Origin of the sequence: Gordonia liuliyuniae, assembly GCF_021739025.1 — a bacterium.
Classification (GTDB): Bacteria; Actinomycetota; Actinomycetes; order Mycobacteriales; family Mycobacteriaceae; genus Gordonia; species Gordonia liuliyuniae.
This window is the reverse complement of sequence record NZ_JAKKOT010000004.1, coordinates 1-25,805: the sequence shown is the minus strand read 5'-3', so window position 1 is coordinate 25,805 and position 25,805 is coordinate 1. Positions and strand designations below refer to the sequence as shown.

At 67.6% G+C, this 25,805-nt stretch carries 25 protein-coding genes, 1 tRNA gene and 1 rRNA gene; 5 read left to right on the top strand and 22 right to left on the bottom strand.

What is annotated here, in order from left to right:
* Positions 1-61: 61 nt before the first annotated feature.
* Complete coding sequence (locus L5G28_RS09355; protein WP_236996893.1) at positions 62-475, bottom strand: CoA-binding protein; 414 nt, start codon at positions 473-475, stop codon at positions 62-64.
* 106 nt (positions 476-581) lie between these two features.
* Here L5G28_RS09355 and L5G28_RS09350 point away from each other — a divergent pair, with 106 nt between their 5' ends.
* Positions 582-1,118: a YdeI/OmpD-associated family protein gene (locus L5G28_RS09350; protein ID WP_237001305.1), complete on the top strand. Its 537-nt coding sequence runs from the start codon at positions 582-584 to the stop codon at positions 1,116-1,118.
* 6 nt (positions 1,119-1,124) lie between these two features.
* Here L5G28_RS09350 and L5G28_RS09345 read toward each other — a convergent pair whose 3' ends face one another.
* A complete protein-coding gene (locus L5G28_RS09345; RefSeq protein ID WP_237001304.1) occupies positions 1,125-1,568 on the bottom strand; it encodes a nitroreductase/quinone reductase family protein in 444 nt (147 codons plus the stop codon).
* Positions 1,569-1,657: 89 nt separating this feature from the next.
* Between L5G28_RS09345 and L5G28_RS09340 the strand changes: the two genes are divergently transcribed.
* Positions 1,658-3,982: an FUSC family protein gene (locus L5G28_RS09340; RefSeq protein ID WP_237001303.1), complete on the top strand. Its 2,325-nt coding sequence runs from the start codon at positions 1,658-1,660 to the stop codon at positions 3,980-3,982.
* On the opposite strand, the gene L5G28_RS09335 is transcribed toward L5G28_RS09340, so the two are convergent.
* Complete coding sequence (locus L5G28_RS09335; RefSeq protein WP_237001302.1) at positions 3,969-5,309, bottom strand: hydroxysqualene dehydroxylase; 1,341 nt, start codon at positions 5,307-5,309, stop codon at positions 3,969-3,971. The two genes, L5G28_RS09340 and L5G28_RS09335, sit on opposite strands and share 14 nt — an antisense overlap.
* A gap of 84 nt (positions 5,310-5,393) precedes the next feature.
* Here L5G28_RS09335 and L5G28_RS09330 point away from each other — a divergent pair, with 84 nt between their 5' ends.
* A complete protein-coding gene (locus tag L5G28_RS09330; RefSeq protein ID WP_236996888.1) occupies positions 5,394-5,894 on the top strand; it encodes a methylated-DNA--[protein]-cysteine S-methyltransferase in 501 nt (166 codons plus the stop codon).
* A 7-nt stretch (positions 5,895-5,901) separates the two neighbouring features.
* On the opposite strand, the gene L5G28_RS09325 is transcribed toward L5G28_RS09330, so the two are convergent.
* A complete protein-coding gene (locus L5G28_RS09325; protein ID WP_237001301.1) occupies positions 5,902-6,321 on the bottom strand; it encodes a nitroreductase family deazaflavin-dependent oxidoreductase in 420 nt (139 codons plus the stop codon).
* Positions 6,322-6,443: 122 nt separating this feature from the next.
* Here L5G28_RS09325 and msrA point away from each other — a divergent pair, with 122 nt between their 5' ends.
* Positions 6,444-6,992 (top strand): peptide-methionine (S)-S-oxide reductase MsrA, encoded by a 549-nt coding sequence (msrA, locus tag L5G28_RS09320; RefSeq protein ID WP_237001300.1) that lies wholly within the window; start codon positions 6,444-6,446, stop codon positions 6,990-6,992.
* A gap of 87 nt (positions 6,993-7,079) precedes the next feature.
* Here the strand turns inward: msrA and L5G28_RS09315 are convergent.
* The 7 genes from L5G28_RS09315 to L5G28_RS09285 all read right to left on the bottom strand — a co-directional run bounded on the left by L5G28_RS09315 (position 7,080) and on the right by L5G28_RS09285 (position 13,080).
* A tRNA-Pro gene (locus L5G28_RS09315) sits at positions 7,080-7,153 on the bottom strand.
* Between the two features lie 125 nt (positions 7,154-7,278).
* Positions 7,279-8,679, bottom strand: a complete 1,401-nt coding sequence (gene der / locus L5G28_RS09310) for a ribosome biogenesis GTPase Der (RefSeq protein ID WP_237001550.1) — start codon at positions 8,677-8,679, stop codon at positions 7,279-7,281.
* A gap of 80 nt (positions 8,680-8,759) precedes the next feature.
* Positions 8,760-9,434, bottom strand: coding sequence for a (d)CMP kinase (cmk, locus tag L5G28_RS09305; protein ID WP_237001549.1), 675 nt, complete (start codon positions 9,432-9,434; stop codon positions 8,760-8,762).
* Between the two features lie 29 nt (positions 9,435-9,463).
* Positions 9,464-10,498 carry a pseudouridine synthase gene (locus L5G28_RS09300; protein WP_237001299.1) on the bottom strand — a complete coding sequence of 345 codons (1,035 nt, stop codon included), beginning with the start codon at positions 10,496-10,498 and terminating at the stop codon, positions 9,464-9,466.
* A gap of 50 nt (positions 10,499-10,548) precedes the next feature.
* Positions 10,549-11,244: an SMC-Scp complex subunit ScpB gene (gene scpB, locus L5G28_RS09295; protein WP_237001298.1), complete on the bottom strand. Its 696-nt coding sequence runs from the start codon at positions 11,242-11,244 to the stop codon at positions 10,549-10,551.
* A gap of 16 nt (positions 11,245-11,260) precedes the next feature.
* A complete protein-coding gene (locus tag L5G28_RS09290) occupies positions 11,261-12,085 on the bottom strand; it encodes a segregation and condensation protein A (protein ID WP_237001297.1) in 825 nt (274 codons plus the stop codon).
* Positions 12,086-12,180: 95 nt separating this feature from the next.
* A complete protein-coding gene (locus L5G28_RS09285) occupies positions 12,181-13,080 on the bottom strand; it encodes a ParA family protein (protein ID WP_236996882.1) in 900 nt (299 codons plus the stop codon).
* Between the two features lie 160 nt (positions 13,081-13,240).
* Here L5G28_RS09285 and L5G28_RS09280 point away from each other — a divergent pair, with 160 nt between their 5' ends.
* Positions 13,241-14,137 (top strand): LLM class flavin-dependent oxidoreductase, encoded by an 897-nt coding sequence (locus L5G28_RS09280; RefSeq protein WP_237001296.1) that lies wholly within the window; start codon positions 13,241-13,243, stop codon positions 14,135-14,137.
* A 67-nt stretch (positions 14,138-14,204) separates the two neighbouring features.
* Here L5G28_RS09280 and xerD read toward each other — a convergent pair whose 3' ends face one another.
* The 11 genes from xerD to rrf form a co-directional block, all read right to left on the bottom strand.
* A complete protein-coding gene (gene xerD, locus L5G28_RS09275; protein ID WP_237001295.1) occupies positions 14,205-15,131 on the bottom strand; it encodes a site-specific tyrosine recombinase XerD in 927 nt (308 codons plus the stop codon).
* A gap of 10 nt (positions 15,132-15,141) precedes the next feature.
* Complete coding sequence (locus tag L5G28_RS09270) at positions 15,142-15,777, bottom strand: NUDIX domain-containing protein (RefSeq protein WP_237001294.1); 636 nt, start codon at positions 15,775-15,777, stop codon at positions 15,142-15,144.
* Positions 15,774-17,516 (bottom strand): CTP synthase, encoded by a 1,743-nt coding sequence (gene pyrG / locus L5G28_RS09265; RefSeq protein WP_237001293.1) that lies wholly within the window; start codon positions 17,514-17,516, stop codon positions 15,774-15,776. The genes L5G28_RS09270 and pyrG overlap by 4 nt, the downstream gene beginning before the upstream one ends.
* Before the next feature lie 183 nt (positions 17,517-17,699).
* Positions 17,700-18,629, bottom strand: a complete 930-nt coding sequence (locus L5G28_RS09260) for a copper transporter (RefSeq protein WP_237001292.1) — start codon at positions 18,627-18,629, stop codon at positions 17,700-17,702.
* On the bottom strand, positions 18,626-19,810 hold the full coding sequence (gene steA, locus L5G28_RS09255) for a putative cytokinetic ring protein SteA (protein WP_236997162.1): 1,185 nt from the start codon (positions 19,808-19,810) through the stop codon (positions 18,626-18,628). Before steA ends, L5G28_RS09260 begins: the two co-directional genes overlap by 4 nt.
* Before the next feature lie 121 nt (positions 19,811-19,931).
* Positions 19,932-21,677, bottom strand: coding sequence for a DNA repair protein RecN (recN, locus tag L5G28_RS09250; protein WP_237001291.1), 1,746 nt, complete (start codon positions 21,675-21,677; stop codon positions 19,932-19,934).
* Between the two features lie 6 nt (positions 21,678-21,683).
* Positions 21,684-22,631 carry an NAD kinase gene (locus tag L5G28_RS09245; RefSeq protein ID WP_236996875.1) on the bottom strand — a complete coding sequence of 316 codons (948 nt, stop codon included), beginning with the start codon at positions 22,629-22,631 and terminating at the stop codon, positions 21,684-21,686.
* A gap of 18 nt (positions 22,632-22,649) precedes the next feature.
* Complete coding sequence (locus L5G28_RS09240) at positions 22,650-23,501, bottom strand: TlyA family RNA methyltransferase (RefSeq protein WP_237001290.1); 852 nt, start codon at positions 23,499-23,501, stop codon at positions 22,650-22,652.
* Positions 23,502-23,555: 54 nt separating this feature from the next.
* On the bottom strand, positions 23,556-23,795 hold the full coding sequence (locus tag L5G28_RS09235; protein WP_237001289.1) for a hypothetical protein: 240 nt from the start codon (positions 23,793-23,795) through the stop codon (positions 23,556-23,558).
* A gap of 12 nt (positions 23,796-23,807) precedes the next feature.
* Positions 23,808-25,586, bottom strand: coding sequence for an HAD-IIA family hydrolase (locus L5G28_RS09230; RefSeq protein ID WP_237001288.1), 1,779 nt, complete (start codon positions 25,584-25,586; stop codon positions 23,808-23,810).
* Positions 25,587-25,724: 138 nt separating this feature from the next.
* Positions 25,725-25,805, bottom strand: a 5S ribosomal RNA gene (gene rrf / locus L5G28_RS19555); the annotation flags it as partial.

The window sequence follows — 25,805 nt, the reverse complement described above, 5'->3', positions numbered from 1 at the left end:
GCCACCGCCCCACCACGACGGATGCCCGGTCTTCGCTTGCGCGGCAAGCGAAGACCGGTCGCTACTTCGTGATCCCGGTCCGCCGCTGCTCGATGATCAGGCAGCGATCCTCCACGTACAGCAGTCCGGCGCGCTCGGCGATCTCACGCGCTTCGTCGCTGATGATCCCCAGTTGCAGCCACAGCGCGGTGGCGTTCGCGGCGACCGCTTGCCGAGCGATCTCGGCGGCATCGGCGGCCGGCCGGAAGACGTCGACGAGTCCGACCTGCTGCGGGACGTCGGCAAGGGTGCGGTACACGTTCTCCCCGACGATCTCGTCGGCGCTCGGGTTCACCGGGATGATCCGCCAGCCTGCCTTCTGCATGTAGGCGGGCACCTCGTTGGCGGCCTTCTCCGGGTTCGCGCTCGCGCCGACCACCGTGATCGTGTCGTAGCGGTTGAGGATCTGTTCGACGACGTCGTCTGTGCTGGCCATGCACTCCACTGTAGAACCGATCAGGAATCAAGAAGGCCGACCGGCGACGCGCCGACTACGCTTGAGACCCACAACGTCCTCGCCCCCTGGAACGACAGGAGCCGCCATGTCCGCCAGCGCACCGATCACGTTCGACGCCCAGATCGACGAGGTCAACGGTCAGACGATCGTGCGTCTGCCCGCCGAGGCGAGCGCCGCCCTGCCCTCACGCGGCCAGGTCGCCGTGACCGGCAGCATCGACGGGCACGACTACGCTACGGTCGTCGAGCCCGATGGCAACCGCGGGCATTGGATACGACTCGACGAGCCGCTCGCCTCCGCACTCGGCGCAGCGGGCACCGTCGTCGCCACGACGATCGTCCCCGCCGACCAGTGGCCAGAACCTGTGGTCCCCGACGATTTCCGGTCCGCATTGGACGACGCCCCGGACATCGCTCAACTCTGGCGCGAGATCACCCCGATGGCCCGGTGGGAATGGGTTCGATGGGTGCAGGCGACGAAGAACCCGGCGACCCGGGCACGCCGCGTTGACGTCGGCGTCTCGAAACTGCGCGACGGCAAACGCCGTCCCTGCTGCTTCGACCTCTCCTCGTGCACTGATCCCAACGTCGCCAAGAGCGGCGTCCTAATCGGCGCGAATTAGCCGCGATCAGGTGCGTGGCGTGAGGATCACGACAGGTATGTCCCGGTCGGTCTTGCGCTGGTAACCGTCGTAGCCCGGGTTGATCTTCACCGCGGTCGGCCACAGGTCCGCCTTCTCCTGCGCGTCCGCGGTACGCGCGCTCCACGGCGTCGTGGACTCCCCGAACGTGACCTCGACGTCGGGGTTCGCGACGAGGTTCTTGTACCAGTCCGGGTGCTCGGAGTGGCCGCCCTTGGACGCGATCACGACAATGCGATCGGCTTCGAAGATCGGTGCGGTCAGCATCGACGACCGCCGCTGACCGGACTTACGGCCGATCGTGTGCAGTTCGATCGTCTCCATGCCGAGCAACTTCTTCGGGAAGCGGCCGCCGGTCACCGCGAGCAGCGCACGGTGCCCGTTCTCGAGGACCCACGCGCCCGCGGACGCCGTCACGTCAGAGAATGTCATGACGCTATCGTGCCCTGCACGCGCAAGATTGTCGATACCGATCGTCACAGACATGCGGGCCGGTTCGGACGACGTATCCTAGTGTCTGTATGTCTCACACTCCCGCTGCTTCTGCTCCCCGGACAGCGGAGAGACGCACCCGCCAGAGGGTCGACGAATGGCTCAACCGCTTCGTGGTGTCCGATCCGGGCCTGACCCGACTGCGGACAGCGGTGCAGACCGTCGTCTCGGTCGCCGCGGTCATCGGCGCCGAATGGATCTTCGTTCAGTTCGCTCACCCGCTCATGGTGTCCGGCGATTCGGCCGCTGTCGCCGCAGAGAATCGCGCCGCCGGAGTGATGGGCATGATGGTCGGCGCGATGGTCGTGATGGTGTCGAACTTCGCCGGCCCGATGTTCACGACCGTCCGCGACGGCGTCGTCGGACTCGCCCTGCTTCCGTGCGCCATGTTCGTCGGCGTCGTCGCGGGCCTCGCCCTCGCCGACGTCCGAGTGGTCGCGCTGCTCGTGATGATCGCCGCGCTCGGCGGCGCAGGCTTCCTGCGGCGATTCGGCGCGTGGGGTTTCGTCCTCGGGCAAGGCCTGTTCATGGGCAACTTCCTCGGATTCTTCCTCGGCCGTCTCACCGATGTGAGCGGTGTCGGATGGATCGGCGCCGAACTCGTCATCGGCGGAACGGTCGCGATCCTCGCGCAGCTCGTCCTGTTCTATCCGAGTCGGTGGTCGGCGGTGAAACGTCTCCGGTCGTCTTTCCTCGGACGTGCGGACGGTGTCGCCGCGGCGACGGTCGACGTCCTCGACCATCCAGGTTCGCCGCGGTATCGGGAACGCCAGCACAAGAAGCTCGTCCGGTTGAACGAGACGGCGTTGATGATCGACGCTCAACTCGCCGAGAATCCGCGGCTCCCGATCGGGACAACGGCGGCCGAGATCCATCGGCACGTGTTCGCCGCCGAGCTCGCGTTGGCGAATGCGGCCCGCTTCGCGCGGTCGATCGCGGTCTCCGACACCCCCGACTCCGTCGCGCGCCTGGTCCGCGACTCGATGGTCGCCATCGAGCACCGCGCCCCCGAACCCGTCGACCGCATCGGACGCACTCTTCGTGAGGCCTTGCGCGACGACGAGATCCGTTCGGGCATCGACGACGACCTGCTCGTGGTGCTGCATCGCTTCGCGACCTCGGTCATCGACTACGCGCGAGTCCTGGCAGCGATCAGCAGGCAACGGTTCGAGTCGTATCTCAAACGCGTCCGCTCGCACGAGGTCGCCGAGCAGGACAGGTTCTCGGCGTCGGTCTCGCTGGTCTCCGGCTGGTTGCCCGGGTCGTCGACGGTGAGCGCGACCGCGTCGAAGGAGAAGGCTGCACAGTCGATGACCGCGCGGCTGGACCCGTCCGTACGGTCCGGCATCCAGATGACGGTCGCGGCGTCGATCTCCGTGGTCGCCGGCGTCCTCATCTCGTCGGACCGATTCTATTGGGCGGTGCTCGCGACGTTCGTCACGTTCATGGGGGCGAACAACGCTGCGGAGCAGGTCCGCAAGGGTGCGTTCCGCGTCATCGGCACGATCCTCGGCGTGATCGTCGGCGCGCTCCTCGCCGAAGCGGTCGGCCAGAACGTTCCGTTGTCGATCGCCGTGATTCTCGTGTCGCTGTTCCTCGGCATCTACCTGATGCGGATCAGCTACGCGTTCTTCGCCATGTCGATCACGATTCTCGTCGCTCAGCTGTACGTGCAGCTCGCCGAGCTGTCGGCTGAGCTGCTGGAGATGCGAGTCCTCGAGACAGTCGTCGGTGCTGCTGCGGCCGTCGCCACCGTGATCTTCGTGCTCCCGTTGCGGACCAGCCGGGTGGTGCGCGTCGCGACGCGTGAGTTCCTCTCCGCGTTGTCGGCGTTGATCGCCGCGACGGTGCGCGGGGTGCGCGACGGCGACGGCGGCCACCGCCTGCAGACGGCGTCACGCGAGGTCGACGTCGCATTCCAGGCGTTGGAGTCTGCCACGTCGCCGAGCCGCGCGATGCTCCGTGTGCCGGGGACGTTCGGCGGCGTCACACAGCAGTGGTGGTCCGCCGCGAACGCCGCGCACTCGTACGCCCGCGACCTCGTCGCCGACGCACGGTGGTGCACCGGGATCGACGGCGCGGCCGGGGCTCGACTCGACTCCGCGACCGCGGCGATGGCCGACTCGATAGCAGAACTGTCCGACTCCCTCTCCGAGCATCGGTCGACTCGCGTCTACACGCGGTCGGCGTCGTTGTTCGAGCGGGTGGCGGCGGACCTCGACGACCACGGTAGGCTCACCCCGCGTCAACTCGTGCTGCGCGACCTCCAGCTGATCGACGGCGCAGTGGCCGCGCTCGCGGTGTCGGCCGAACTGCAGGTGCGTGCGGTGGACACCGCCGTCATCGGTCGCTGAGAATCACGTCGACGGCGCGCGCGGCGCTCTGCGCGGCGCCCTCCATCGTCGTCGTCCAGTCGGTGCGGGTCCAGTCACCGGCCAGCGCGAGGCCACGCACGGCGGTCCGCTGGTCCGGACGTATCCCAGCGGTTCCCGGACGTTGCGCGAACGTCGACTTCGGCATCCGCACGACGTGCCCGTGGACGACCTGTGCGTCGGCCGCGCCTGGGAAGTACCGGCGCAGCATGGCGATCTGGACGTCGATGATCTCATCGTTCGTCTTGCCGACGAGTTCGTATGATGCGGACACCGTCGTCGAATAGAAGTAGTTGTCCTTCGGTTCGCGCCCGTGCATGCGCTGGCGGTCCCAGACCTGTTCGAGGACGCCTTCGCCGCCGTAGAGGATCTCGCCCCAGTCGGCCATCCCGATGTCCCGGTCGAGGTAGAGGTTGACGCTCACGATCGGCACCGGCGTCAACTGGTCTGCGGCGGCGTAGACCGCTTCGTGCCCGGGAACCTGATCGAGCAGCCCTTTGACACTCCATACGGGAACGGCGCAGATCACGGCGTCGGCCGGGATGTGCTCGCCGTCGTTCAACGTCACCCCGGTCACGGCGCCGTCGGCGACGTCGATCGTCGAGACGACCGCCCGGTGGCGGACGTCCACACCGTTGTTCGCGAAGAACTTCTCGGCGCCGTCGATGAACAGCGTGTCGAGGTCGACGGTCGGATACCCGATCGAGATCGCCCGCTTGTGCACGAGCGCCCGCCTGACCCCCGTCACCAGGAGGTCGGCAGGCACCTTGGCTGACGAGATCTCGGTCTTGTCGCCGGTCAATCCGATGACGATGCCGTCCCACAAAGCGTCGCGCGCCGCCTGCGGCATCTTGATCCGACGGAACCACTCGTCGGCCGTCACATCGTCGAGCCACGCGGGCTGCCGGAGAACGTGGCGGATGAGTCTGCCCTGGGCGAGCATGGTCCGGGCCCGGTCCAACCCCGCCACTCCCGGCAGTGCGCCGAACGCCGCACGCAGCCCAGTGAGGCCGCCGAACGCCTGACGGTGCGACGTCCCGTCGGGCAGGCGGATACTCATATGGCCGGGGAACTCCACGTACTGGCGCGTGCCGACGCTCTCCAGGTATCGCATGAGGTCTTCGTAACCGCTCGCGAACACGTGCTGCCCGTTGTCGGGGATGTCGTCGACGGCGGCGATCGGCATCGAGATCGTCCGGCCGCCGAGCGAGCCGCGTCGTTCCAGAATCGTCACCCGATGACCGGCTTCGGTCAACCACACCGCAGACGCCAATCCCGCCAACCCGCCACCTACGACTATGCAGTCCATGTCCGCAAGAGTAGAGAATTATAAGTGCAGTTATCCCGCGATTCTCCGGATCAGCCGCGCGCGTGGATGGCACGATGGCTGCCGATGCTCCGTCACACCGTGCTGCCGACCCCGGTCGACGATCTGCTCCTGGTCGCCGACGGCGACGCGCTGATCCGCGTGGTCTTCGCCGACCACACGGTGTCGAAGTCCGCCCGCGGACCCGAGGCGGCCGACGACGACGCGGTCCTGCAGGCTGCGACGCAGCAGCTGATCGAGTATTTCGACCGGTCCCGCACCGTGTTCGATCTGCCGCTCCGGACAGACGGCAACGAGTTCGACACCGCCGTCTGGCGTGCGCTCGTCGATATCGAGTACGGGACCACGGTCACGTACGGCGAACTCGCAGGCCGACTCGGCGACCCCAGGTTCGCGCAACGGATCGGACAATCGGTGGGCCGCAACCCGATCGCCGTCGTCCTACCCTGCCACCGAGTCGTCGGCGCCGACGGCACCTTGACGGGGTTCGGTGGCGGCCTCGAACGCAAGCGCATCCTCCTCGACCTCGAGGAGCCGCCCGCCGACGTCGGGATGAGGCTGTTCTAGCGGTGTGTCACTCGAGGACGAACGCTGGGATCCGACGGTCCGTCTTCTTCTGGTACTCGGCGTACGGCGGGAACGCTGCGACGGCGAGCTCCCACCAGTGGGCGAACTCGTCGCCGTCGATCTCGCGTGCGGTGAGCTCGACGGTCTCCTCACCGTCCTGAACTGAGACCTTCGGATTGGCCTTCACGTTGAAGTACCAGGACGGATGCTCCGGAGCACCGCCCTTCGACGCGACCATCAGGTACTTGCCGTTCTCCTCGACGCGCATCAGCGGGACATATCGCTTCTTGCCCGACTTGGCTCCCGTCGTCGTGAACAGAACGATCGGGCGGCCGTCGATCGACACCCCTTCCGTGGTGCCTGTCTCCAGGATGGTCTCGGTCTGCGAACGTACCCAGCTGGTCGGGCTCAACTCTGCATTGCTCATTCGTGGTCCAACGGCATCGGCCGATGGTCTATTCCGGCCGCTCGTCGACCCGACCGGGACCAAATCGAGGTCGAGAAGTGTTGCACCGTCTGACAGCCGTCGATACGACAGGAGGAGCGACGATGACGAGCCGAGGCAATGACACAGGTGCGATCACTCGAGAGCCGGGGACACAGACCGCGGTTCTCGCCGGCGGATGTTTCTGGGGCGTCCAGGACCTCCTCCGACGAGAAGCCGGTGTCCTCGCGACGCGCGTCGGATACACCGGCGGCGAGAACGACTTCGCGACGTACCGCGACCATCCAGGCCACGCCGAGGCCGTCGAGATCGTGTTCGACCCCGCGCAGACGACCTACCGCGACATCTTGGCGTTCTTCTTTCAGATCCACGATCCGAGCACCGTGGACCGTCAAGGCAACGACACTGGGACCAGCTACCGCTCAACGATCTTCCCCCTCACCTCCGAGCAGGAGGACATCGCCCGCGAGACGATCGCCGACGTCGACGCCTCCGGCCTGTGGCCGGGTCCCGCAGTGACGACGATCGAGGAGGCCGGTCCGTTCTGGGAGGCCGAACCGGAGCACCAGGACTACCTCGTCGACTACCCGAACGGCTACACGTGTCACTTCCCGCGACCCGACTGGGTACTGCCGGAACGGTCGGCGAACTGATCGGTCGGGCGCGGTCACCGACCGAGGAATGACTGAGGAACCGCCGAGGGCCCGAGACGATGTCTCGGGCCCTCGGTGTTCGAACGGTCGGGCTGACAGGATTTGAACCTGCGACCCCTTCACCCCCAGTGAAGTGCGCTACCAAGCTGCGCCACAGCCCGTTCGCCTCGTCGAACGAAGCGAGATTTACCTTATCCGACGAAGGTCGGAGACGACGAATCGGGTGGTCACAAGGGGTCCCGGCTCCGCTCGCCCACCGGAAGGAAAGCTGGGCCCGCGAGATGCCCTACTTCTTTCGCAGCTCCCGCTTGTCGCGAACGCGGACGTTGACGCGGACGGGCGAGCCATCGAAGCCGAAGGATTCGCGGAGCTTGCGTTCGAGGAAACGCCGGTACCCCGCCTCCAGGAAGCCGGTCGTGAACAGAACGAACGTCGGCGGCCGGGTGCCCGCCTGCGTCGCGAACTTGACGCGCGGCTGACGTCCACCGCGGACCGGCGGCGGCGTGGCGGCAATGATGTCCTTGAGCCACGAGTTCAACGGGCCGGTCGACACGCGGCGGTCCCACGATTCGAGTGCGCCTTCGAGCGCCGGCACCAGCTTCTGGACGCTGCGTCCCGTCTGCGCCGAGATGTTCACCCGGCGCGCCCACGGCACGCGTGCGAGCTCACGGTCGATCTCCTTGTCGAGCTGTTCGCGGCGGTCCTCGTCGACGAGATCCCATTTATTGAACACGACGACGAGCGCGCGACCGGACTCGATGATCATCGACAGCACTCGCAGATCCTGTTCGGTGATCGGCTCGCTCGCATCGATCAGCAGCAGCGCGACCTCCGCCGAATCCAGTGCTGCGCGGGTACGCAGCGACGCGTAGTACTCGTGCCCGCTCGCGGTGCGCACCTTGCGGCGCAGCCCCGCCGTGTCGACGAACTGCCACGGCTTGCCGCCGAGCTCGATCAGCTCGTCCACCGGGTCCACCGTGGTGCCTGCGACGTTGTCGACGACCGAACGCTCTTCGCCCGCCAACTTGTTCAGCAGCGAACTCTTGCCGACGTTCGGCTTCCCGACGAGCGCGACGCGGCGCGGACCGCCCGGAAGGAAACGTTCACGCGGCTTCTCCGGCAGCTTCTCGACGATCAGGTCGAGGAGGTCCGCGGTGCCGCGTCCGTGAGCCGCCGAGATCGTGTACGGCTCACCCAGCCCGAGCGACCACAGGACTGCCGCATCGGCCTCCGCGCGCTCGCTGTCGACCTTGTTGGCGGCCAGCAGCACCGGCACCTTCGAGCGACGCAGAATCCGCGACACGGCCTCGTCGGCCGACGTCGCACCGACCGTCGCGTCCACGACGAGGACGATCAGGTCCGCGGCCCGCATCGCCAGCTCGGCCTGCACGGCGATCGACCGGCCCATCCCCTTCGCATCCGGTTCCCACCCGCCGGTGTCGGTCACCATGAACGGGTGCCCGGTCCATTCGGCCTTGTAGGAGACCCGGTCGCGAGTCACGCCCGGGATGTCTTCGACGACCGCCTCACGACGGCCGAGGATCCGGTTGACCAGCGTCGATTTGCCGACGTTCGGCCGACCCACGACGGCGACGACGGGCAGAGCCGGGGCCTCGCCGAACTCCTCGTCGGTCAGGAACTCACCGAGGTCGAAATCCTCCTCGCTGCTCCAGGTCCCGTCGTTCACGGAGAGGTCGACCGAGTCGAATCCCCCGCCCTCAAACTCTCCGCCGCCTGCGAACTCTTCGCCGTCTGTGAACTCTTCGGTCACCGCTGTCCTCCGATCCGCGTCTCGACCAGCTCGGTGAGCGTGTCGAGAACTTGATCCAATGTCATATCGCTGGTGTCGACGTGCACGGCGTCGTCCGCCGGTCGCAGCGGAGACGCCTCCCGCGTCGAATCCAGGTGGTCGCGACGGTTCACACTGTCGAGCACCTCGTCGAGGATGCTTTCGCGGCCCGCCGCGATGTTCTGCCGGTGGCGGCGTTCGGCACGCGCCTGCGGCGTCGCCGTCAGATAGATTTTCAGCGCCGCCGCCGGGAAGACGACGGTCCCGATGTCTCGGCCCTCGACCACGAGCAGCGTTTGGTTGGCGTGCGTCCGCTGCAGGTCGACGAGGCGCACCCGCACTTCGGCGTTCGCCGAGACGGCCGACACCGAGCCGGTCACCGCTTCGGTGCGGATCTCCTCGGACACGTCCTCCCCGTCGAGCATGACGAGGGTCGCGCCGTCCGAATCGGTCGACAACCGAATGTCCGACGCTGCGACGACCCGGGCGACCTCATCGGAATCGGGTGCGACTCCGGCGCGCAGGACGGCGAGCGTCGCCGCACGATACATCGCTCCGGTGTCGAGATACTGTGCACGGACCCGATCGGCGAGGAGCCGTGCGACGCTCGACTTCCCGGTCCCGGCGGGGCCGTCGATAGCGACGACGGGCATCGTCGTCACGGTGTCAGCCGAGTCGATGCTCACATTCCCACCGCCTTGTAGAGCGCGCCGATCTCCTTGCTGTCGAGCGCCCGCAGGCTGCCCGGACGTTGCGTGCCGAGGTGCACGACGCCGATGTCGGTGCGCACCAGCCGGATCACCGGGTGCCCGACTGATTCCATCATGCGACGGACGACGTGCTTACGCCCCTCGTGCAGAGTGAGGCGCACCAGCGACTCGCCCTGGTGCAGCTCCAACTGTGCGTAGGAGTCGACCGAGACGGGGCCGTCGTCGAGCTCCACTCCGTCGCGCAGACGCCGCCCCAGCCCGCGCCCCACTTCGCCGCGCACGGTGGCGAGGTACGTCTTGGGGACCTCGAACGACGGGTGCATCAGACGATGCGCGAGCTCGCCGTCGTTGGTGAGGAGGATCAGACCCTCGGTGTCGGCGTCGAGTCGACCGACATGGAACAACCGTTGACCGGCCATGACACGTTCGGCGACGAGGTCGCCGATGCATGGACGGCCGTAGTCGTCGCTCATGGTCGACTGCCAGCCCTTCGGCTTGTTCAACGCCAGGTACTGCTTGGTCTCGTCGATGACGACACGTGCGCCGTCGACCTTGATGATCGCGGAGTTCGGGTCGATGCGCAGACCCTGCTCGACGACGATCTCGCCGTCGACCTCGACACGGCCCGCGGCGATCAGCTCCTCGGCGCCGCGCCGCGATGCGACACCGGCCGCGGCGAGAATCTTCTGCAGACGCATGCCGTCGGATACGTAGGTCGCGCCGTCGCCTTCGACGACCGGGACCTGATGGCGCGCGGGACGCGCGTTGTTGAGACGAGCCTGGCCCTTCTCCACGCTGGGGCGCGATCCCTTGCGGTGCGGCTTTCGGGTGCCCTGCCCCGGGGCGGGCGCGCCGCGCTTGGCGCCTGCTTTGCCCCTGGCCGCGCCGCCCTTGCCTGCGGGTCTGCCCGCAGCGGCCCTGCCCGATCCGCTCTTGCCCGCGGGCTTACGTCCCCCGCGCCCCTTGTCGTCTCGTCCCGGTCTGCCGTCTCGGCTAGCGGATGCCATGTTCGATTCCTCGACTCTGTTGTGTTGTGTGTGGGTGCGCGGGCTGCCGGTCAGTCGGTTCCGTCGGCCTGCGCGAGCGCCTCCGCGGAGGCATCAACACTCGATTGTGCCGCCTGAGCACCCAGTTTGGCGAATCGTGGATCGTCGAGGAGCTCGTCTCCCAGATCGTCGATGACGTCGACGTCCGGAAGGAGCGGCGCGATGTCGGGCAGGTCCGACAGCGACGCGAGGCCGAGCCGTTCCAGGAACAGTTCACTCGTCGCGTACAGCGTGCCGTTGGTCTGCGGATCGTTGCCGACCTCGGTGAGCAGGCCGCGTGCGAGGAGAGTCCGCACCACACCGTCGACGTTGACACCGCGGATCGCGCTGACCCGGGCGCGGCTCACCGGCTGCCGGTATGCGACGACGGCGAGCGTCTCCAACGCGGCGCGCGTGAGCTTGCTTCGCGTCCCGTCGAGGAGGAGTCGTTCCACGTAGGGCGCGTATTCGGACCGCGTGTAGAAGCGCCAGCCGTCGCCCGCGTATCGGAGGTCGATGCCACTGCGTGCAGCGGCCAGGTCGGCGCTCATCGCCGTGATCATCGCTTCGACGCGATCGGGTTCGTCGTCGACGGCGCTCGCGAGTTCGTCGACGGTCACCGGTGTGTCGACGACGAGCAGCACGGCCTCCAGCGCCGCCCGCAACTCCGCATCGTCGAGGATTGCCGGGACGTCGACGGTGTCTGTATCGATCGGCTCGTCGGTCATCGGTGGCCCGTTCCCCTCATCCGTAGTCTTCCGTCGTATCGATCTCGATGTCGCCGGTGTCACGATCGCCGGTCCACCCGACTTTCAACTCACCGAGCGCTTCGGGCTGGTCGAAGACCACGGCCCGCTCCCGATACAGTTCGAGCAGTCCGAGGAACCGTGCGACCACTTCGAGCCCGTTGTCGCATTCGGCGACGAGCTGCGAGAACGTCAGCATCTGTCCGTCGGCGGCGACGAGGATTTCGGTCAGGCGTCTGGCCTGCTCGGGGACCGACACCGGCGACCCGTGCAGGTGGTCGAGGCCGACGGTCGGCACCGGCTTGGGCGCGATCGCGGCCGCGGCGATCTCGGCGAAACCTGCCGCGTCCACTCCGAGCCGGACTTCCGGGAGCAGGTCGGCGAATCGGTCCTCCAACGAGACTGCTCGCGGATAACGTTGCAGCGCAGCAGATTCGAGTTCAGCGAACAGCAGCGCGACCTGTTTGTACGCTCGGTACTGCAGGAGGCGAGCGAACAGCAGATCTCGTGCTTCGAGGAGAGCGAGGTCTTCGGGGTCTTCGACCTCGCCCGAGGGCAGCAGCCGAGCGGCTTTGAGATCGAGGAGCGTCGCCGCGATCACCAGGAACTCGGTGGTCTGCTCGAGGTCGGCCTCAGCTCCCAGATTCTTCGTGTACGCGATGAAGTCGTCGGTCACCACGTGCAGTGCGACCTCGGTGACGTCCATGCGCCGCTGGCTGATCAGGTTGAGCAGCAGGTCGAACGGGCCGGTGAAGTTTGCGAGCTTGACTTGGAACTTGCCGGCCGCCGCAGCCTCGTCGACAGTGTCCCCGGCGTACTGCATGTCCCCAGCGTGCTGAATGTCCCCAGCGTGCTGAATGTCCCCAGCGTGCTGAATGTCCCCGGGGACGCCGTCGGTTGCCACCGCGACCTGCTCGGTCATTCGCGGGGTTCGTTGTGCGCGATCACTTCCCGCGCCAGATCGCGATAGGCGGCCGCCCCTGACGATTTAGGCGCCCACGAGGTGATCGGTTCTCCGGCGACGGACGTCTCGGGGAAGCGGACGGTCCGGTTGATGACAGTGTCGAACACCGCGTCCCCGAACACTTCCACTACGCGCCCCATGACATCGCGCGAGTGGAGTGTGCGCTGGTCGTACATGGTGACGAGGATCCCGCCGAGCTCCAACCTCGGGTTGAGGCGGTCGCGCACCTTGTCGATGGTGTCGGTGAGCAATGCCAGGCCGCGCAGGCTGAAGTACTCGCACTCCATCGGAATCAGGACGTTGTCCGCGCACGCGAGGGCGTTGACGGTCAGCAGCCCGAGCGACGGCTGGCAGTCGACGAGGATGTAGTCGTAACGGTCACCGACCGGGTGCAGAGCCCGTGCGAGGGCCTGCTCGCGTCCCACTTCACTGACCAGTTGGATCTCGGCCGCCGACAGATCGATGTTCGACGGCAGGATGTCGAGACCGTCGATCCGGGTGCGCATCAGCACGTCGTCGGTCGACGCGTACGGCGCGACGAGCAGATTGTGCACCGTGAGATCGAGTTCGTGGTGCGGGACACCGAGTCCGGCCGACAGCGCGCCCTGTGGGTCGAGGTCGACGAGCAGCACACGTCGCCCCTGCTCGGCGAGCGCCGCACCGAGGTTGATCGTCGACGTGGTCTTGCCGACTCCGCCCTTCTGATTGCACATCGCGACGATGACGGCGGGGCCGTGCTTCTCCCGCGGCAGCGGGTCGGGGATGTCGCGGTACGGACGACCGGTGGGCCCGAGCTTCTCGGCAGGCACGTCCAACTCGCCCTGCTGCCCTCTGGCACCGGCTTTGTGATCCACCTGTCCGATGCTCCTTCCAGCACACGGAGCGCTGCTCCCCCGTGTGGTCGCCGACCGTTGTCTGTAGCGATCCTACGGCCTCGTGCCGACGGTCGACGCGAGGCGGTCGGCGCGCCGTAGGATCGTCGATGTCACCTGCCTCGACCGAGGAGCTCTCACGATGCCCGACTACGGCCACGACTTGCGATTCGGTGTGTTCGTGACGCCGACGTCCGCTGCGCCACTCCGAGCCGTCGAGCTGGCGGTCGACGCCGACCGGGCCGGACTCGACCTCGTCACCGTCCAGGACCACCCGTATCAGCCGAAGCTGTTGGACGCGTGGACGCTGATGTCGTTCATCGCGGCGCGAACTGACGCGATCACGGTGTCGGGCAACGTGACCAACCTTCCGCTGCGACCGCCTGCCGTGCTCGCCCGCTCCGCAGCCGCCCTCGATCTGCTCTCGGGCGGACGGTTGGAGATGGCCTTGGGCTCCGGCGGATTCTTCGACGCGATCGTTGCGATGGGTGGGCCGCGTCGTACGCCCGGTGAGGCTCGCCGCGCACTCTCGGAGGCGATCGACGTGATGCGTGAGCTGTGGGACACCTCGACGCGTTCGGGCGTCCACTTCCAGGGCGAGTTCTACACCGTCGACGGCGCCAAGCGGGGGCCTGCCCCCGCGCGCCCGATCCCGATCTCGGTGGGCGCGTACGGCCCGCGCATGCTCGCGTTGATCGGCACCAAGTGCGACGGGTGGGTTCCATCACTGTCGTATCTGCCCAACGGCGTCGCGGACTTGGCCGAGATGAACGCCCGCATCGACGACGCCGCGGCCGAGGCAGGCCGCGACCCGAAGGACGTTCGCCGGATCCTGAACCTCGGCGGCACATTCGACGACGACCGCGACGGCCTTCTCGCCGGCCCCCCGGAGAGCTGGACGTCCGATCTCGCGATGCTCGCCGTCGAGCACGGAATATCTGACTTCGTGTTCGCCACCGACGACGCCGACACAATCGCGCGGATCGGCGCCGAAGTCGCGCCCGCGACGCGCGAGACGGTGGCCGTGACCCGTGGGTGACGGGCCCGTGGGCGAAGGGGCCCGTCACCGAAGCGGCCCGTGGATGAGGCCTCACCGGTGCTGAGCGCTACTTCGCCCGCGGATGGGCGGTCGCGTAGACCTCGCGCATCGTGTTGACCGTCACCAGCGTGTAGACCTGCGTCGTGGTCACCGACGAGTGGCCGAGGAGCTCCTGCACGACGCGCACGTCGGCTCCCCCGTCGAGCAGGTGCGTGGCGAAGCTGTGTCGCAGCGTGTGCGGCGAGACGTCCTTGTCGACGCCCGCGCGTTCAGCGGTGTCGACGAGCACCTGCCATGCGCTCTGGCGCGACAGGCGTCCGCCACGGACGTTCAGAAAGAGGGCGGGCGTGCCCTTCTTGACGAGCGCGGGTCGACCGCGCACCAGGTACGCGTCGAGCGCAGCCAACGCGGGACGCCCGACCGGCACGATCCGCTCCTTGCCGCCCTTGCCGCGCAGCACGACCGCGCGATGCTCCACATCGATGTCGTCGACGTCGAGACCGACGGCCTCGGAGATGCGGGCGCCGCACGAGTACAACAACTCCAGCAGGGCACGGTCACGAAGCGCTCGAGGGCCTTCCGAGACACTCGCCGCCCGCAGGATGGCCAGCACATCGTCCACCGGCAACGACTTGGGCAGTCGCCGCGCCGGTCTCGGGGGCCGTACGGCGTGCGCCACGTCGTCGGCGACGGCTCCTTCGGCAGCGGCGAACTTGTGGAATCCGCGCGCAGCGATCAGCGTGCGCGCCACCGAACTGTCGGCGAGCGGTACGACGTCGTTGTCCGGGTCCCCACGTCGCAGTGCGACCAGGAAGTCGCGCACGGCGTCCTCGCCGACGTCACGCAGATCCGTCAGACCCCGGTCGGCGAGAAACCCCTGATACCGCAGCAGATCCCGCCGGTACGACGCGACGGTGTTGGCTGCTGCACCACGTTCGACGGTCAGGTGATCGATGTACGCGCCGACGAGATGTTCGATGCTCGACCCGGTCACGACCGACCCGTCACGACCGACGACGAGCGACGAATGCGGTCGGCTCGTCGACCCACGGCGCATCCGTGGCGCGCAACGACGATCCGGTCGCGTCGGCAGCGGCGAGCGCGAGCACCCCGGCTGCGGCCGTCGCGTTCACGATCTCCCCGGACAACGTGAGGGCGACCGCGTCAGCGAGTGACATCCACTCGACGACCAGATCTGCTTCCTCGTGCTCACGTTCAGCGGCGGGCAGCTCGTGCAGCCCTTCGGCGAGGTACACCCGCAGCGCCTCATCGGTGAAACCCGGCGACACCACGAGGTCGACGAGCACCGACCACCGGTCCGCCGCCAGATCGGCTTCCTCGGCGAGCTCCCGCTCGGCAGCCTCGCGAGGCTGCTCCCCCGGCCCGCCGTCCAGCAGACCCGCAGGCAGTTCGAGCAGGCGTCGTCCTACGGGGTGGCGGTACTGCCGGATCATCGCGATCCGGCCTTGATCGTCTCGAGCGACGACAGCCACCGCGCCGTGGTGTTCGACGACCTCACGCTGTGCGGTCCGCCCGCCCGGCATGTCCACCTCGTCGACGCGTAGTGCCAGGATCGCGCCCGTGTAGATCGTCTCCGACGAGGAGACGGAGAACTCGTGCGATCCCGGCGTCGAGGTCACTCGCCGCTCTCCTGTTCGGACTCGGCAGCCCCCGTCGAATCGCCCGCGTCATAGCCCTCGAGTTCGACGGGGAGCCGCGTCGCGCTCTTGTATCGCAGCGCGGCGTCGATGAGCGCTTTGAACAGCGGGTGCGGACGGGTGGGACGACTCTTGAGCTCGGGATGCGCCTGCGTGGCGACGAGGAACGGGTGCACGTCCCTCGGGTATTCGACGAACTCGACGAGACGGCCGTCCGGCGATGTTCCCGAGAACACGAGACCCGACTGCGCGATGGTGTCGCGGTAGGAGTTGTTGACCTCGAAGCGGTGACGGTGCCGTTCGCTGACCTCGGTCACCCCGTACGCCTTCGCGACCTGCGATCCGGGGATAAGACTCGCCGGGTAGGCTCCCAGACGCATCGTTCCGCCCAAGTCGGCGTCGCCTGCGACGGCCGCTTCCTGATCGGCCATCGTCGCGATGACCGGCGACGGTGTCTCCGGGTCGAACTCGGTTGAACTCGCATCGGTGAGCCCCACGGCACGAGCCGCTTCGATGACGACGCACTGCAGTCCCAGGCACAGGCCGAGCAGCGGGATGCCGTTCTCGCGGGCGTAGCGGATCGCCCCGAGCTTGCCTTCGATGCCGCGAATGCCGAATCCGCCTGCGACCAGCACTGCGTCCACATCGCGCAGCGCGATAGTCGCGCCTTCGGGGGTCTGGCACTCGTCCGACGGCACCCATTTGATCTCGGTGCGCGCATGATTGGCGAACCCGCCGGCGCGGATCGCCTCGGTCACCGACAGGTAGGCGTCGGGCAGGTCGATGTACTTGCCGACGAGGGCGACGTTGACCGTCTCACGCGGATTGTGGACGCGATCGAGGAGGTCGCCCCACACCGTCCAGTCCACGTCGCGGAACGGCAGCCCGAGCTGGCGGACGACGTACGCGTCGAGCTGTTCCGCGTGCAGGACCTTCGGAATGTCGTAGATCGACGGCGCGTCCGGCGTCGAGATGCAGCCGTCGATGTCGACGTCGCACATCAGCGCGATCTTCTTCTTCAGCCCGTCGGGCACCGGTCGGTCGCACCGCAGGATCAGCGCGTCCGGTTGGATGCCGATGCTGCGGAGTGCGACGACCGAATGCTGCGTCGGCTTCGTCTTGAGCTCGCCCGACGGTGCGAGGTACGGGACCAGCGACACGTGCAGGAAGAAGACGTTGTCGCGGCCGAGGTCGTGACGGATCTGGCGCGCGGCCTCGAGGAACGGCTGCGACTCGATGTCGCCGACGGTTCCGCCGATCTCGGTGATGACGACGTCCGGCGTCTCGCCGCTCGCGTCCGCGTCGTGCATCGCCATCATCCGCGACTTGAGTTCGTCTGTGATGTGCGGGATCACCTGCACGGTGTCACCGAGGTACTCGCCGCGACGCTCCTTGGCGATGACCGTCGAATACACTTGCCCGGTCGTCACGTTCGCGGACGCCGAGAGGTTGCGGTCGAGGAAGCGCTCGTAGTGGCCGATGTCGAGATCGGTCTCCGCGCCGTCCTCGGTGACGAACACCTCACCGTGCTGGAACGGATTCATCGTCCCCGGGTCGACGTTCAGGTACGGGTCGACCTTCTGCATGGTGACCCGGATACCGCGTGAAGTGAGCAGCTGACCCAGGCTCGACGCCGTCAAGCCTTTGCCCAACGACGACGCGACTCCGCCGGTGACGAAGATGTGCTTGGGGGCGACGCGCTCGGAACGCAGTGATCGCAAATGATTCTCCCGTCGGGGTGTATCAGGATTGCCGATTACCTGATGACCTACGGGACTTCAGCCTAACAGCATTCGCGCCGAAGTCCCGCCGACACTCTGGAGGTCGCTGTCGAATAGCAGATCTGCACGGTTCGCCGCAGCCTCAGTTCCCGTGTCGCACCCTCGATGCGGCTCAGCGCCGAGTCATTCGCCTGGCTCGGCTCCGACCGTGATGGCGGTCGCTCCCGGCCCGGAGCCGTACGCACCCGACCGACCGTGGAGTTCTTCATCGAGCCCCATGAGCGTCGTCAGCCTGCCGGTCTCGAGATCGACGTCGTCGACGGTGGTCACCGCGTTGCCGAGCGCCGGGTCGGATCGGATCACGCCGATCGGCGATCCGCCCTCGGCCGAACCGGTACGCCCGACCAGGGCACCGCCCTGCGCGCGCATCGCCATGGTCGCTGCCAGCCGCGCGACGAGCTGCCCTTGCGCTCCGGAGTCGTTCGACATCTCGCCGCCGGTCACCACCAGCACGAGGTCGGCAGGCTTGATCGTTCCGTCTGGATAGTCGATGAACTCGCCGCCGCGCAACGCTTGGAGCGCGGTGTCGCGGTCCGACGACGAGGCGGGCTTCTGGCCTTGACGGTTGAGCAGGGTGACGCCGAGGAGATCGCCGAGCCGCGACCCCGAATCGGTGTACTCGATGCGAAGCTGCGCTCCTGCGGGAATCGACTGGTCGATGACGGTGCGCAGTTTGGAGGCGCTCTGGTCGCCGAGAAGCGCGGGAGTGAGTCCGATCTGACCCGCGAACGTGCCGTCGGCGTCGTTGATCATCGTCTTGAGCGCGTCGACGTCGGCCTCCGACGAGTCGGGTGTGGTCACGACGAGAACGGACTGGTCTTTGAGCAGGTCTGCGGTGATCCGCTCGGCTATCGCTGCGGTGAAGCTGTCGTTGGAATTCACCTGGGCGGCGAGGCTGTCGCGCTCGTCTTCGAGGTTTCCGATCTTGTCGCGGTCGGTGCCGGTGAGCGCGTTGACGCGGTCGCCGATGAACCCCGAACCGAGGAACAGACCCAGCGCGAGCGCGAGGAAGACCGCGATCAGCGAGATCGCGTGTTGACGCATGGTGATCATTCGCGGTTCCACACCCCGCTGATCCAGTTCGCGAACGAATCCCACTGGTCGCTGATCCATCCGGTCACGTCGCTGCCGCCCTGCGTGATGACGATGGCGGCGATGATCGCGATCAGCGCCGCCAACATCAGCATTGCGACCGCAGCACCGCTGACCCTGCTGCGGTACAGCGTGGCGACGGCCTTCGAGTCGACCAGCTTGGGGCCGACCTTGAGTCGGGTCAGGAACGTCGACGGAATCTCGTCGCGCAGTTCACGGTCGAAGAAGTCGTTGAGCGTCCCGCCGAGCCCGGCGGTGACGATGAGGTCGGCGCCGTGGAAGTCGGTGAGCAGCAGCGCAAGGTCTGCGGCCGATCCTGCGGCCGGGAACGTGGTCGCACCGACGCCCAGGTCCTGGATGCGTTCGAGACCGGAGGCATGACCGTCCGGGTCCGCGGGCAGTACGAGTTCGGCGCCCGACTTGAGCGTCTCCGTCGAGATCTCTTCGGGGTCGCCGACGATCAACGCCGGACGGTATCCCGCCTTCATCAGCGTGTCGGCGCCGACGCCGACACCGACCATGACCGGCTGGTACTCCTTAATGAACGGCTTGAGTGCCTTGAGGTCGGCGGCGCGACCGGAGCCTTCGGCGACCACGATCACGTGGCGGCCCTCCAACTTCACGCGGACGTCAGGGATGCCGACACCGTCGATGAGCAGCGGCGACTCGCTGCGGATGAACTCGATGGTGTTGCCCGAGAACGCTTCGAGGTGGTCGACCAAGCCGGTCTTCGCGTCCAGCATGCGGTCTGCGACGATCCGTTCGTCGAGCTCCTCGCCACGGGCGACCACTCGGTCACCAACGTAGACGCGACCGTTGTGCAGCCGGGCCTTCTGCCCGTCCTTGAGCCGCGAGAACACCTCGGATCCGACCGCGTCGATGATCGGGATGTTCGACGCTGCGAGCACTTCCGGCCCCAGGTTCGGGTACCGGCCGGTGATCGACTCCGCCGCGTTGACGACGGCGCCGACTTCGGCTTCGACGAGCGCGTCGGCGGTCACCCGGTCCAGGTCCACCTCGTCGAGGACGACGATCTCGCCCTCGCCGACGCGTTCGAGGAGGCGTTTGGAGTTCTTGTCGATCCGCACGACCCCGACCAGGCCGGGCAGCTCTTCGGTGTTGCGTGACAGCAAAGCAGGCATCCTCATGACTGCCATGGTGGGCCGCCCGGTGCCGAATACCACGGAGGCGCGCCGTAACATTGGCAACTTTTGTCACACAAACATCACGGGTGACATCACGGCGGCACCGCGGTGGTCGGCGCTAGTCAGTGGCTCGGGAGGCTTCCGCGGTCTCCAACAGTTCCTCCGCGTGTGCCCGACCGGTCTCCGAGTCGCCGAGACCGGCGAGCATCCGGGCGAGTTCGGACACCCGCTCGTCCCGCGTCAACGTCGTCAGCGAGGATCGTTGCCGCCCCTTGCTCCCACCGCTCTCTTTTCCGATCACCAGGTGATTGTCGGCGAACGCCGCGACCTGGGGAAGGTGGGTCACCACGATCACCTGATGGCGCCGGGCCAGACGCGCGAGGCGAGCACCGATCTGGACCGCGGCCGCACCGCCGACCCCGGCATCGACCTCGTCGAATACCATGACTGAACCGGAATCAGGTTCGGCGAGAACCACTTCCAGGGCCAACATCACGCGCGAGAGTTCACCGCCAGACGCCGATCTGGCGATCGGCAGCGGCGCGGCGCCCTTGTGCGCGACCAGACCGAACTCGACCTGATCGGCTCCGTGCCCGCCCGCAGTCGTCGGCGTGCCTGCGACGTCGATCGTCAGTCGCGCATCGTCGGCAGACGTCAACGACACCGCCACGTCCAATGCGCTGCCGCCCATGGCCAGCCCGGAGAGCTCGGCGGAGACCTTCGCGCCCAACGACTTCGCCGCCTTCCTCCGCTGCCCGTGCAGCGTGGTCGCGAGAGCCGATACCTCGTCGCGGATGGTGTCGGCCTGCGCTTCGAGCTCGTCGATCCGTGCCTGCGGGTCGGCGATCTCGCCCAGTCGCACTTCCGCCTCGTCCCGCCAAGCGAGGACGCCGTCGACGTCGGCCGCGTACTTGCGGGTCAACGACTTCAGTTCGGCCTGGCGGTTCAAGAGGGTGTCGAGGTCGGCGGCGTCTTCCGGGAGGGCGCCCAGGTAGCCGGTCAACTCGTCGCCGATGTCGCCGACGACGACCAAAGCCTCCTCGACCCGCGGTTTCAGGTCGCGCAGTGCCTGATCGGACGCGGTCTCCAGCAGTGAGCGGACGGTGCCGAGCGCGTCCACGACCGAACCGCCGTCGGACCCGGCGACGATGGTCTGTGCCTGCGACGCGGTCGTCCGGATGTCCTCCAGGTCCGTCAGCCTTCGGACTGTCTCGACGATGTCGGCGTCCTCCCCGGGCTGCGGTTTGACCGCATCGACCTCGTCGAGCCCGAACTGCAGCCGGTCGGCTTCCTGCGCGAGCTCGCGCGAGTCGGTACGGAGGCGGTCGAGTTCGTCGATTATCGCGACCCACCGTTCCCGTGCGTCGCGGTATTTCGCGAGGGTCTTCGCTGCGGGCGCGCCGGCGAAGCGGTCCAGCGCTGCGCGTTGCTGGTCGCCACGGATCAGTCGCAGCTGGTCGTTCTGACCGTGGATCGCCAACAGTTCGCCCGTCAGCGCGCCCAGGGTCCCGACCGGAACACTCCGCCCGCCCAGATGCGCACGGGAGCGGCCGTCGGCGTTGACGGTCCGCGCGGCGATCACCGTGTCGTCATCGTCGATGTCCGCGCCGGACTGCTCGAGGACGTCGGCGATCGCGTCCGTCCGGTCGGCTGGCAGGCGGAATCGTCCTTCGACGACGGCTTTCGCGTCGCCGCTGCGCACCCGTCCGGCATCCGCCCGGCCACCAGACAGGAGACGAAGACTCGTCACGATCATCGTCTTGCCTGCTCCCGTCTCACCAGTGAGCGCGGTGAACCCGGGGTGGAATTCGGCGGACGCCGACTCCAGGACGCCCAGACTGGTGATCGACAGCTCTTCGAGCACGTGCGGTCAGCTCCTTCCTCGCCAGCCCGTCACAGGCAGCGAGAACTTGGTTACCAGGCGGTCGGCGAACGGTTCCGAGTCGATTCGCACCCATCGGAGCGACCGCGGTGCACGGGACACCTCGATACGCGAACCGGCGGGGACGTCGATCATCCGGCGACCGTCGTTCACAGCCACGCCGTCGCGACCGTCTCGATGGATTTCCACGGCGACCGTGGACCTCGGGCTCGTCACCATCGGCCGCGCGAACAGGGCGTGAGCGTTGCTGGGGACGACGAGGATCGCTTCGAGGTCCGGCCACATGACCGGGCCGCCCGCCGAGAACGCGTACGCGGTCGAACCCGTCGGGGTCGCGACGAGAAGCCCGTCGGCGCCGAATGCGGACACCGGGCGACCGTCGACCTCGGTGACGAGTTCGAGCACCCCGTTGTGCGACCGGTTCTGGATGACGACTTCGTTGAGCGCCCAGGTCCGTGCCCGTGGCTCGACGTCTCCGGGATCGGTGACCGCCACATCGAGCACCATCCGGTCCTCCACGCGATACCGCCCGGAGATCAGCATCTCGAGCACTTCGTCGACGCGATGCGACTCGGCTTCGGCGAGAAACCCGATATGGCCGAGGTTGATCCCCATCAGCGGGACGGACGCCGGATACGCCAGCTCGGCGGCACGCAGAAAGGTGCCGTCGCCGCCGAGCACGATGACCAGTTCACAGCCCTTGGCCGACGTCGAATCCACGTGTGTCACCTCGACATTCGCGCCCATCGCCCGGAGAACCTGCGGGTCGACCGGATGTGTGGTCTCGGCTGCCGGCTCCGCGGCCAGCCTCGTGTCGTGGTCGACGATCCGCAACCGGACGTCAGCCGCCGCACACCGCTGGGCGATGATCGCCAGAGTCTGGGTGACCGAGTCGCGCCCCGTGTGCGCGACCACCAGGAAGGTTCGCTCACTCATGACCTCTCCCTCCCGTCGTCATGTCGGTCCGTCGGTGACGGCCTGGTCGATCATCGCGCGGACGTCGTCGCCGATCCGCGTCGACCCCACGGTATCGGCCGCGGCCTCGCCCGGCAGCGCTCGGGTCTTGCGGAGCCAGAGGAAGTATTCGACATTGCCGGACGGGCCGGGCAGCGGGCTGGCCACGACGCCTTTCGTCTCGAGCCCGAGCGCCTGCGCGGCGCCCGCGACGTCGGCGACGACTTCGGCCCGCAACGCCGGTTCGCGGACCACACCCCCCGTACCGACCCGGTCTTTCCCGACCTCGAACTGCGGCTTCACCATCGGCAGAGCGTCGCCGCCGACGCGCAGGCAGGATGCGAGGGCGGGCAGCACGAGGCGGAGCGAAATGAACGAGAGGTCGCCGACGATCAGGTCCACTTCCCCGCCGATCGAGTCCGCGTCGATGTGACGGACGTTCGTCCGGTCGTGGACGTGGACGCGGTCGTCGGTCTGCAGCTTCCACACGAGCTGCCCGTAGCCGACGTCGACTGCTTCCACTTCGCGGGCACCACGCCGGAGCAGCACGTCGGTGAAACCGCCGGTCGACGCACCGGCATCCAGACACCGCAGGCCCTCGACTCGCACGCCGAGCGGCTCGAACGCCGCCAGAGCGCCGAGCAGTTTGTGAGCACCGCGGGACGCCCAGTCGTCGGTGTCCGGCTCGGTGACGAGGACGGGAGTGTCTTTGGCGACGTTCGTCGCCGCTTTCGACGCGAACGTGCCGTTCACCTTCACCTTGCCTGCGTCGATCAACTCCCGGGCCTGCTCGCGTGAGCGGGCAAGTCCGCGACGGACGAGTTCGGCGTCGAGTCGGGCTCGTGCCGCCATCAGTGCACCCCTTCGTGTGGTGTGCGCGCCCACGTCTTCTGCGCGGCCGACTCGTCACCCACGGCCGACGTCCTCCAACGCTTCGGCTAACGCATCGTGCGCACGCGTCAGCAGTTCGGTCTGCCGGGAGACCGCTCCGAGATCGAACTCGTCGTCCCCGACGTCACCGATCGCGGTCACCTCCTCGAGAAGCGCGTGGACGGTCGCCGTGACCGGATGGTCGGCTGGGTCGCCGGGTTCGGCGCTGCGTCGGGCGTTCTGCGCGGCCAACTCGGCAGGATTGGGTACGTTCATAGCCTGTCCAGGCTAACGCAGGGCACTGACACCCGCCGTCGTCAGCGCCGCCGCTGCCGCATCGTCCTGTGCCGCGATCCGCAGATCGCGCTCGCCGACGTCCGCCGTCCACACCGCGTGGGCGAGCGACGCGATCATCGTCGTCGCATCGGTGCCTCCGGTGCTCGATACCGTGACGTGCTCATCGATCACCTGGATTCGCCAGCCGGTGTGCGGTCCGATGAGAGCGATGTCGCCGTCGTCATCGAGGGCGGACAGGTCGGTCGCAACGTAGGTCGGGCGGCTGTCCGGCGGCGCAGCCAGCAGGTCGAGCGCCGTTGACACCCCGGTCAGAACGAGGAGGCTGTCGATTCCGACCGTCACTGCTCCCGCGATGTCTGTGTCGAGGCGATCCCCGACGACCAGCGGGCGACGTCCTTGAGTCCGCGACAGCGCGTCACGCATGATCGGCGCCGCGGGCTTTCCAGCGACCAGCGGCTCTGCCCCGGTCGCCGACCTGACGGCAGCGACCATGGAGCCGTTGCCGACGAGCAGTCCGCGTTCGTTGGGCAGCGTGGTGTCGACATTGCAGGCGACCCACGTCGCTCCTCGTCGCACGGCCAACGCGGCCTCCGAGAGTTGCGCCCACCCGGTGTCCGGTGAATGGCCTTGGACAATGGCCGACGGATCGTCGTCCGCCGAGTCGACGACGACGAATCCGCGGGAGGCCACCTCGTCGCGCAGGGCGTCCGCGCCGACGACGAGGACTCGGTTGCCGGCCGCGACCCGCTCGTCGAGCAGGATCGCACCCGCCTGCGCACTGGTGACGACTTGTTCGGGTGCTGCCGTGAAACCGAGGGCCGTGAGGTGCTCAGCCACGGCCTCCGGAGAACGGCTGGCGTTATTGGTCACGAAAAGTACCCCGACCGATGTGCCATTGACAGCGTCGACTGCGTGCGGGAGCGCGGACGCACCGGCGAACAGCGTGCCGTCGAGGTCGAACAGAAGGGAATCGTACGTCGACGCCAAGCTCTTGGAATCCTGGCCGTCGTCGGCCTGTGCACTGTCGGCGACCGTCCCTGCTGCAGGTGCCACGGAGCCTCCGTTGACTACGGAATTCAGGTCCATGAGCCGGAACTCGGCGTCGGTGAGATCGTCGATGTCCGCTGCCGCCGCGTTCTGGAACCAGGTCAGGGCATCGGTACGACGGCCTGCGGCTTCGAGTGCTGACGCATACGCGTAGAACAGTCGCGCGGCGTCGTCGCCAACCCGTCCGGGTCGGAGATCGCCCGCCTCCAACGCGTTGACCGCCCGTTCAGGCTGCCCGAGATCCAGTTGAGCTCCCGACGCGACGATCAACATCTCCAGTGCCTCGTCGCCGCTGAGCGCCTTGGCTTCGGCGCTGGCGGCGATCTCGACGGCTCGCTCTGGGCGCCCGAGACCGCGTTCGCTGTCGGCGATCAGCGGAAGGAGTGCGTCGTCGCCGTTCATCCGGCGAGCTGCCCGCAGCTCCGTGATGGCTTCCTGCCATTCGCCTGCGTTGTACGCCGCAATACCTGCGGTCTCTCGGACCACCCCGACTCGCGCGGCGCGGGCGCGCGCAGCACGCGCGTGGGCGAGTGCCTGGCCGGGATCCTCGCTCAGCAGTGCAGAGACGACGATGAGGTGTCGGGCGACTCTGTCCGCTGTCGCCTTGTCCAGGGATTGCAGGTCTCGACGAATGTCCGGGTCCAGATCCGATGCCCGCACATCGTCGGGAAGCACCGGGTCGGCTCCGTTCACCGGCTCACTTCCGTCGCGTCGCTTACTCATGCTCTCCAACCTATCGCCTCTACAGTGCTCGACCCGCATCCGTCATGTCATGGCCGCATCAGGCGAACAACGATTTGTGATGCAGACATGAAGTTAGAGCCCCCAACACGTGGTGTTGGGGGCTCTAACTCGGGTTTAGTTCGGCGGTGTCCTACTCTCCCACACTGGTTAGGGTGCAGTACCATCGGCGCTGGAGGGCTTAGCTTCCGGGTTCGGAAT

Coding starts and splice junctions, on each gene's coding strand:
- L5G28_RS09290 (WP_237001297.1), bottom strand. CDS start 12,085: ATGCAGTACGCCGGGGACACTGTCGACGAGGCTGCGGCGGCCGGCAAG.
- msrA (WP_237001300.1), top strand. CDS start 6,444: ATGACGAGCCGAGGCAATGACACAGGTGCGATCACTCGAGAGCCGGGG.
- L5G28_RS09240 (WP_237001290.1), bottom strand. CDS start 23,501: ATGGCGGCACGAGCCCGACTCGACGCCGAACTCGTCCGTCGCGGACTT.
- steA (WP_236997162.1), bottom strand. CDS start 19,810: ATGCCTGCTTTGCTGTCACGCAACACCGAAGAGCTGCCCGGCCTGGTC.
- L5G28_RS09245 (WP_236996875.1), bottom strand. CDS start 22,631: ATGAGTGAGCGAACCTTCCTGGTGGTCGCGCACACGGGGCGCGACTCG.
- L5G28_RS09325 (WP_237001301.1), bottom strand. CDS start 6,321: ATGAGCAATGCAGAGTTGAGCCCGACCAGCTGGGTACGTTCGCAGACC.
- scpB (WP_237001298.1), bottom strand. CDS start 11,244: ATGACCGACGAGCCGATCGATACAGACACCGTCGACGTCCCGGCAATC.
- L5G28_RS09280 (WP_237001296.1), top strand. CDS start 13,241: ATGCCCGACTACGGCCACGACTTGCGATTCGGTGTGTTCGTGACGCCG.
- L5G28_RS09345 (WP_237001304.1), bottom strand. CDS start 1,568: ATGACATTCTCTGACGTGACGGCGTCCGCGGGCGCGTGGGTCCTCGAG.
- L5G28_RS09260 (WP_237001292.1), bottom strand. CDS start 18,629: ATGATCACCATGCGTCAACACGCGATCTCGCTGATCGCGGTCTTCCTC.
- L5G28_RS09355 (WP_236996893.1), bottom strand. CDS start 475: ATGGCCAGCACAGACGACGTCGTCGAACAGATCCTCAACCGCTACGAC.
- L5G28_RS09330 (WP_236996888.1), top strand. CDS start 5,394: ATGCTCCGTCACACCGTGCTGCCGACCCCGGTCGACGATCTGCTCCTG.
- L5G28_RS09300 (WP_237001299.1), bottom strand. CDS start 10,498: ATGGCATCCGCTAGCCGAGACGGCAGACCGGGACGAGACGACAAGGGG.
- L5G28_RS09230 (WP_237001288.1), bottom strand. CDS start 25,586: ATGAGTAAGCGACGCGACGGAAGTGAGCCGGTGAACGGAGCCGACCCG.
- L5G28_RS09350 (WP_237001305.1), top strand. CDS start 582: ATGTCCGCCAGCGCACCGATCACGTTCGACGCCCAGATCGACGAGGTC.
- L5G28_RS09235 (WP_237001289.1), bottom strand. CDS start 23,795: ATGAACGTACCCAATCCTGCCGAGTTGGCCGCGCAGAACGCCCGACGC.
- L5G28_RS09335 (WP_237001302.1), bottom strand. CDS start 5,309: ATGGACTGCATAGTCGTAGGTGGCGGGTTGGCGGGATTGGCGTCTGCG.
- cmk (WP_237001549.1), bottom strand. CDS start 9,434: ATGCCCGTCGTCGCTATCGACGGCCCCGCCGGGACCGGGAAGTCGAGC.
- L5G28_RS09340 (WP_237001303.1), top strand. CDS start 1,658: ATGTCTCACACTCCCGCTGCTTCTGCTCCCCGGACAGCGGAGAGACGC.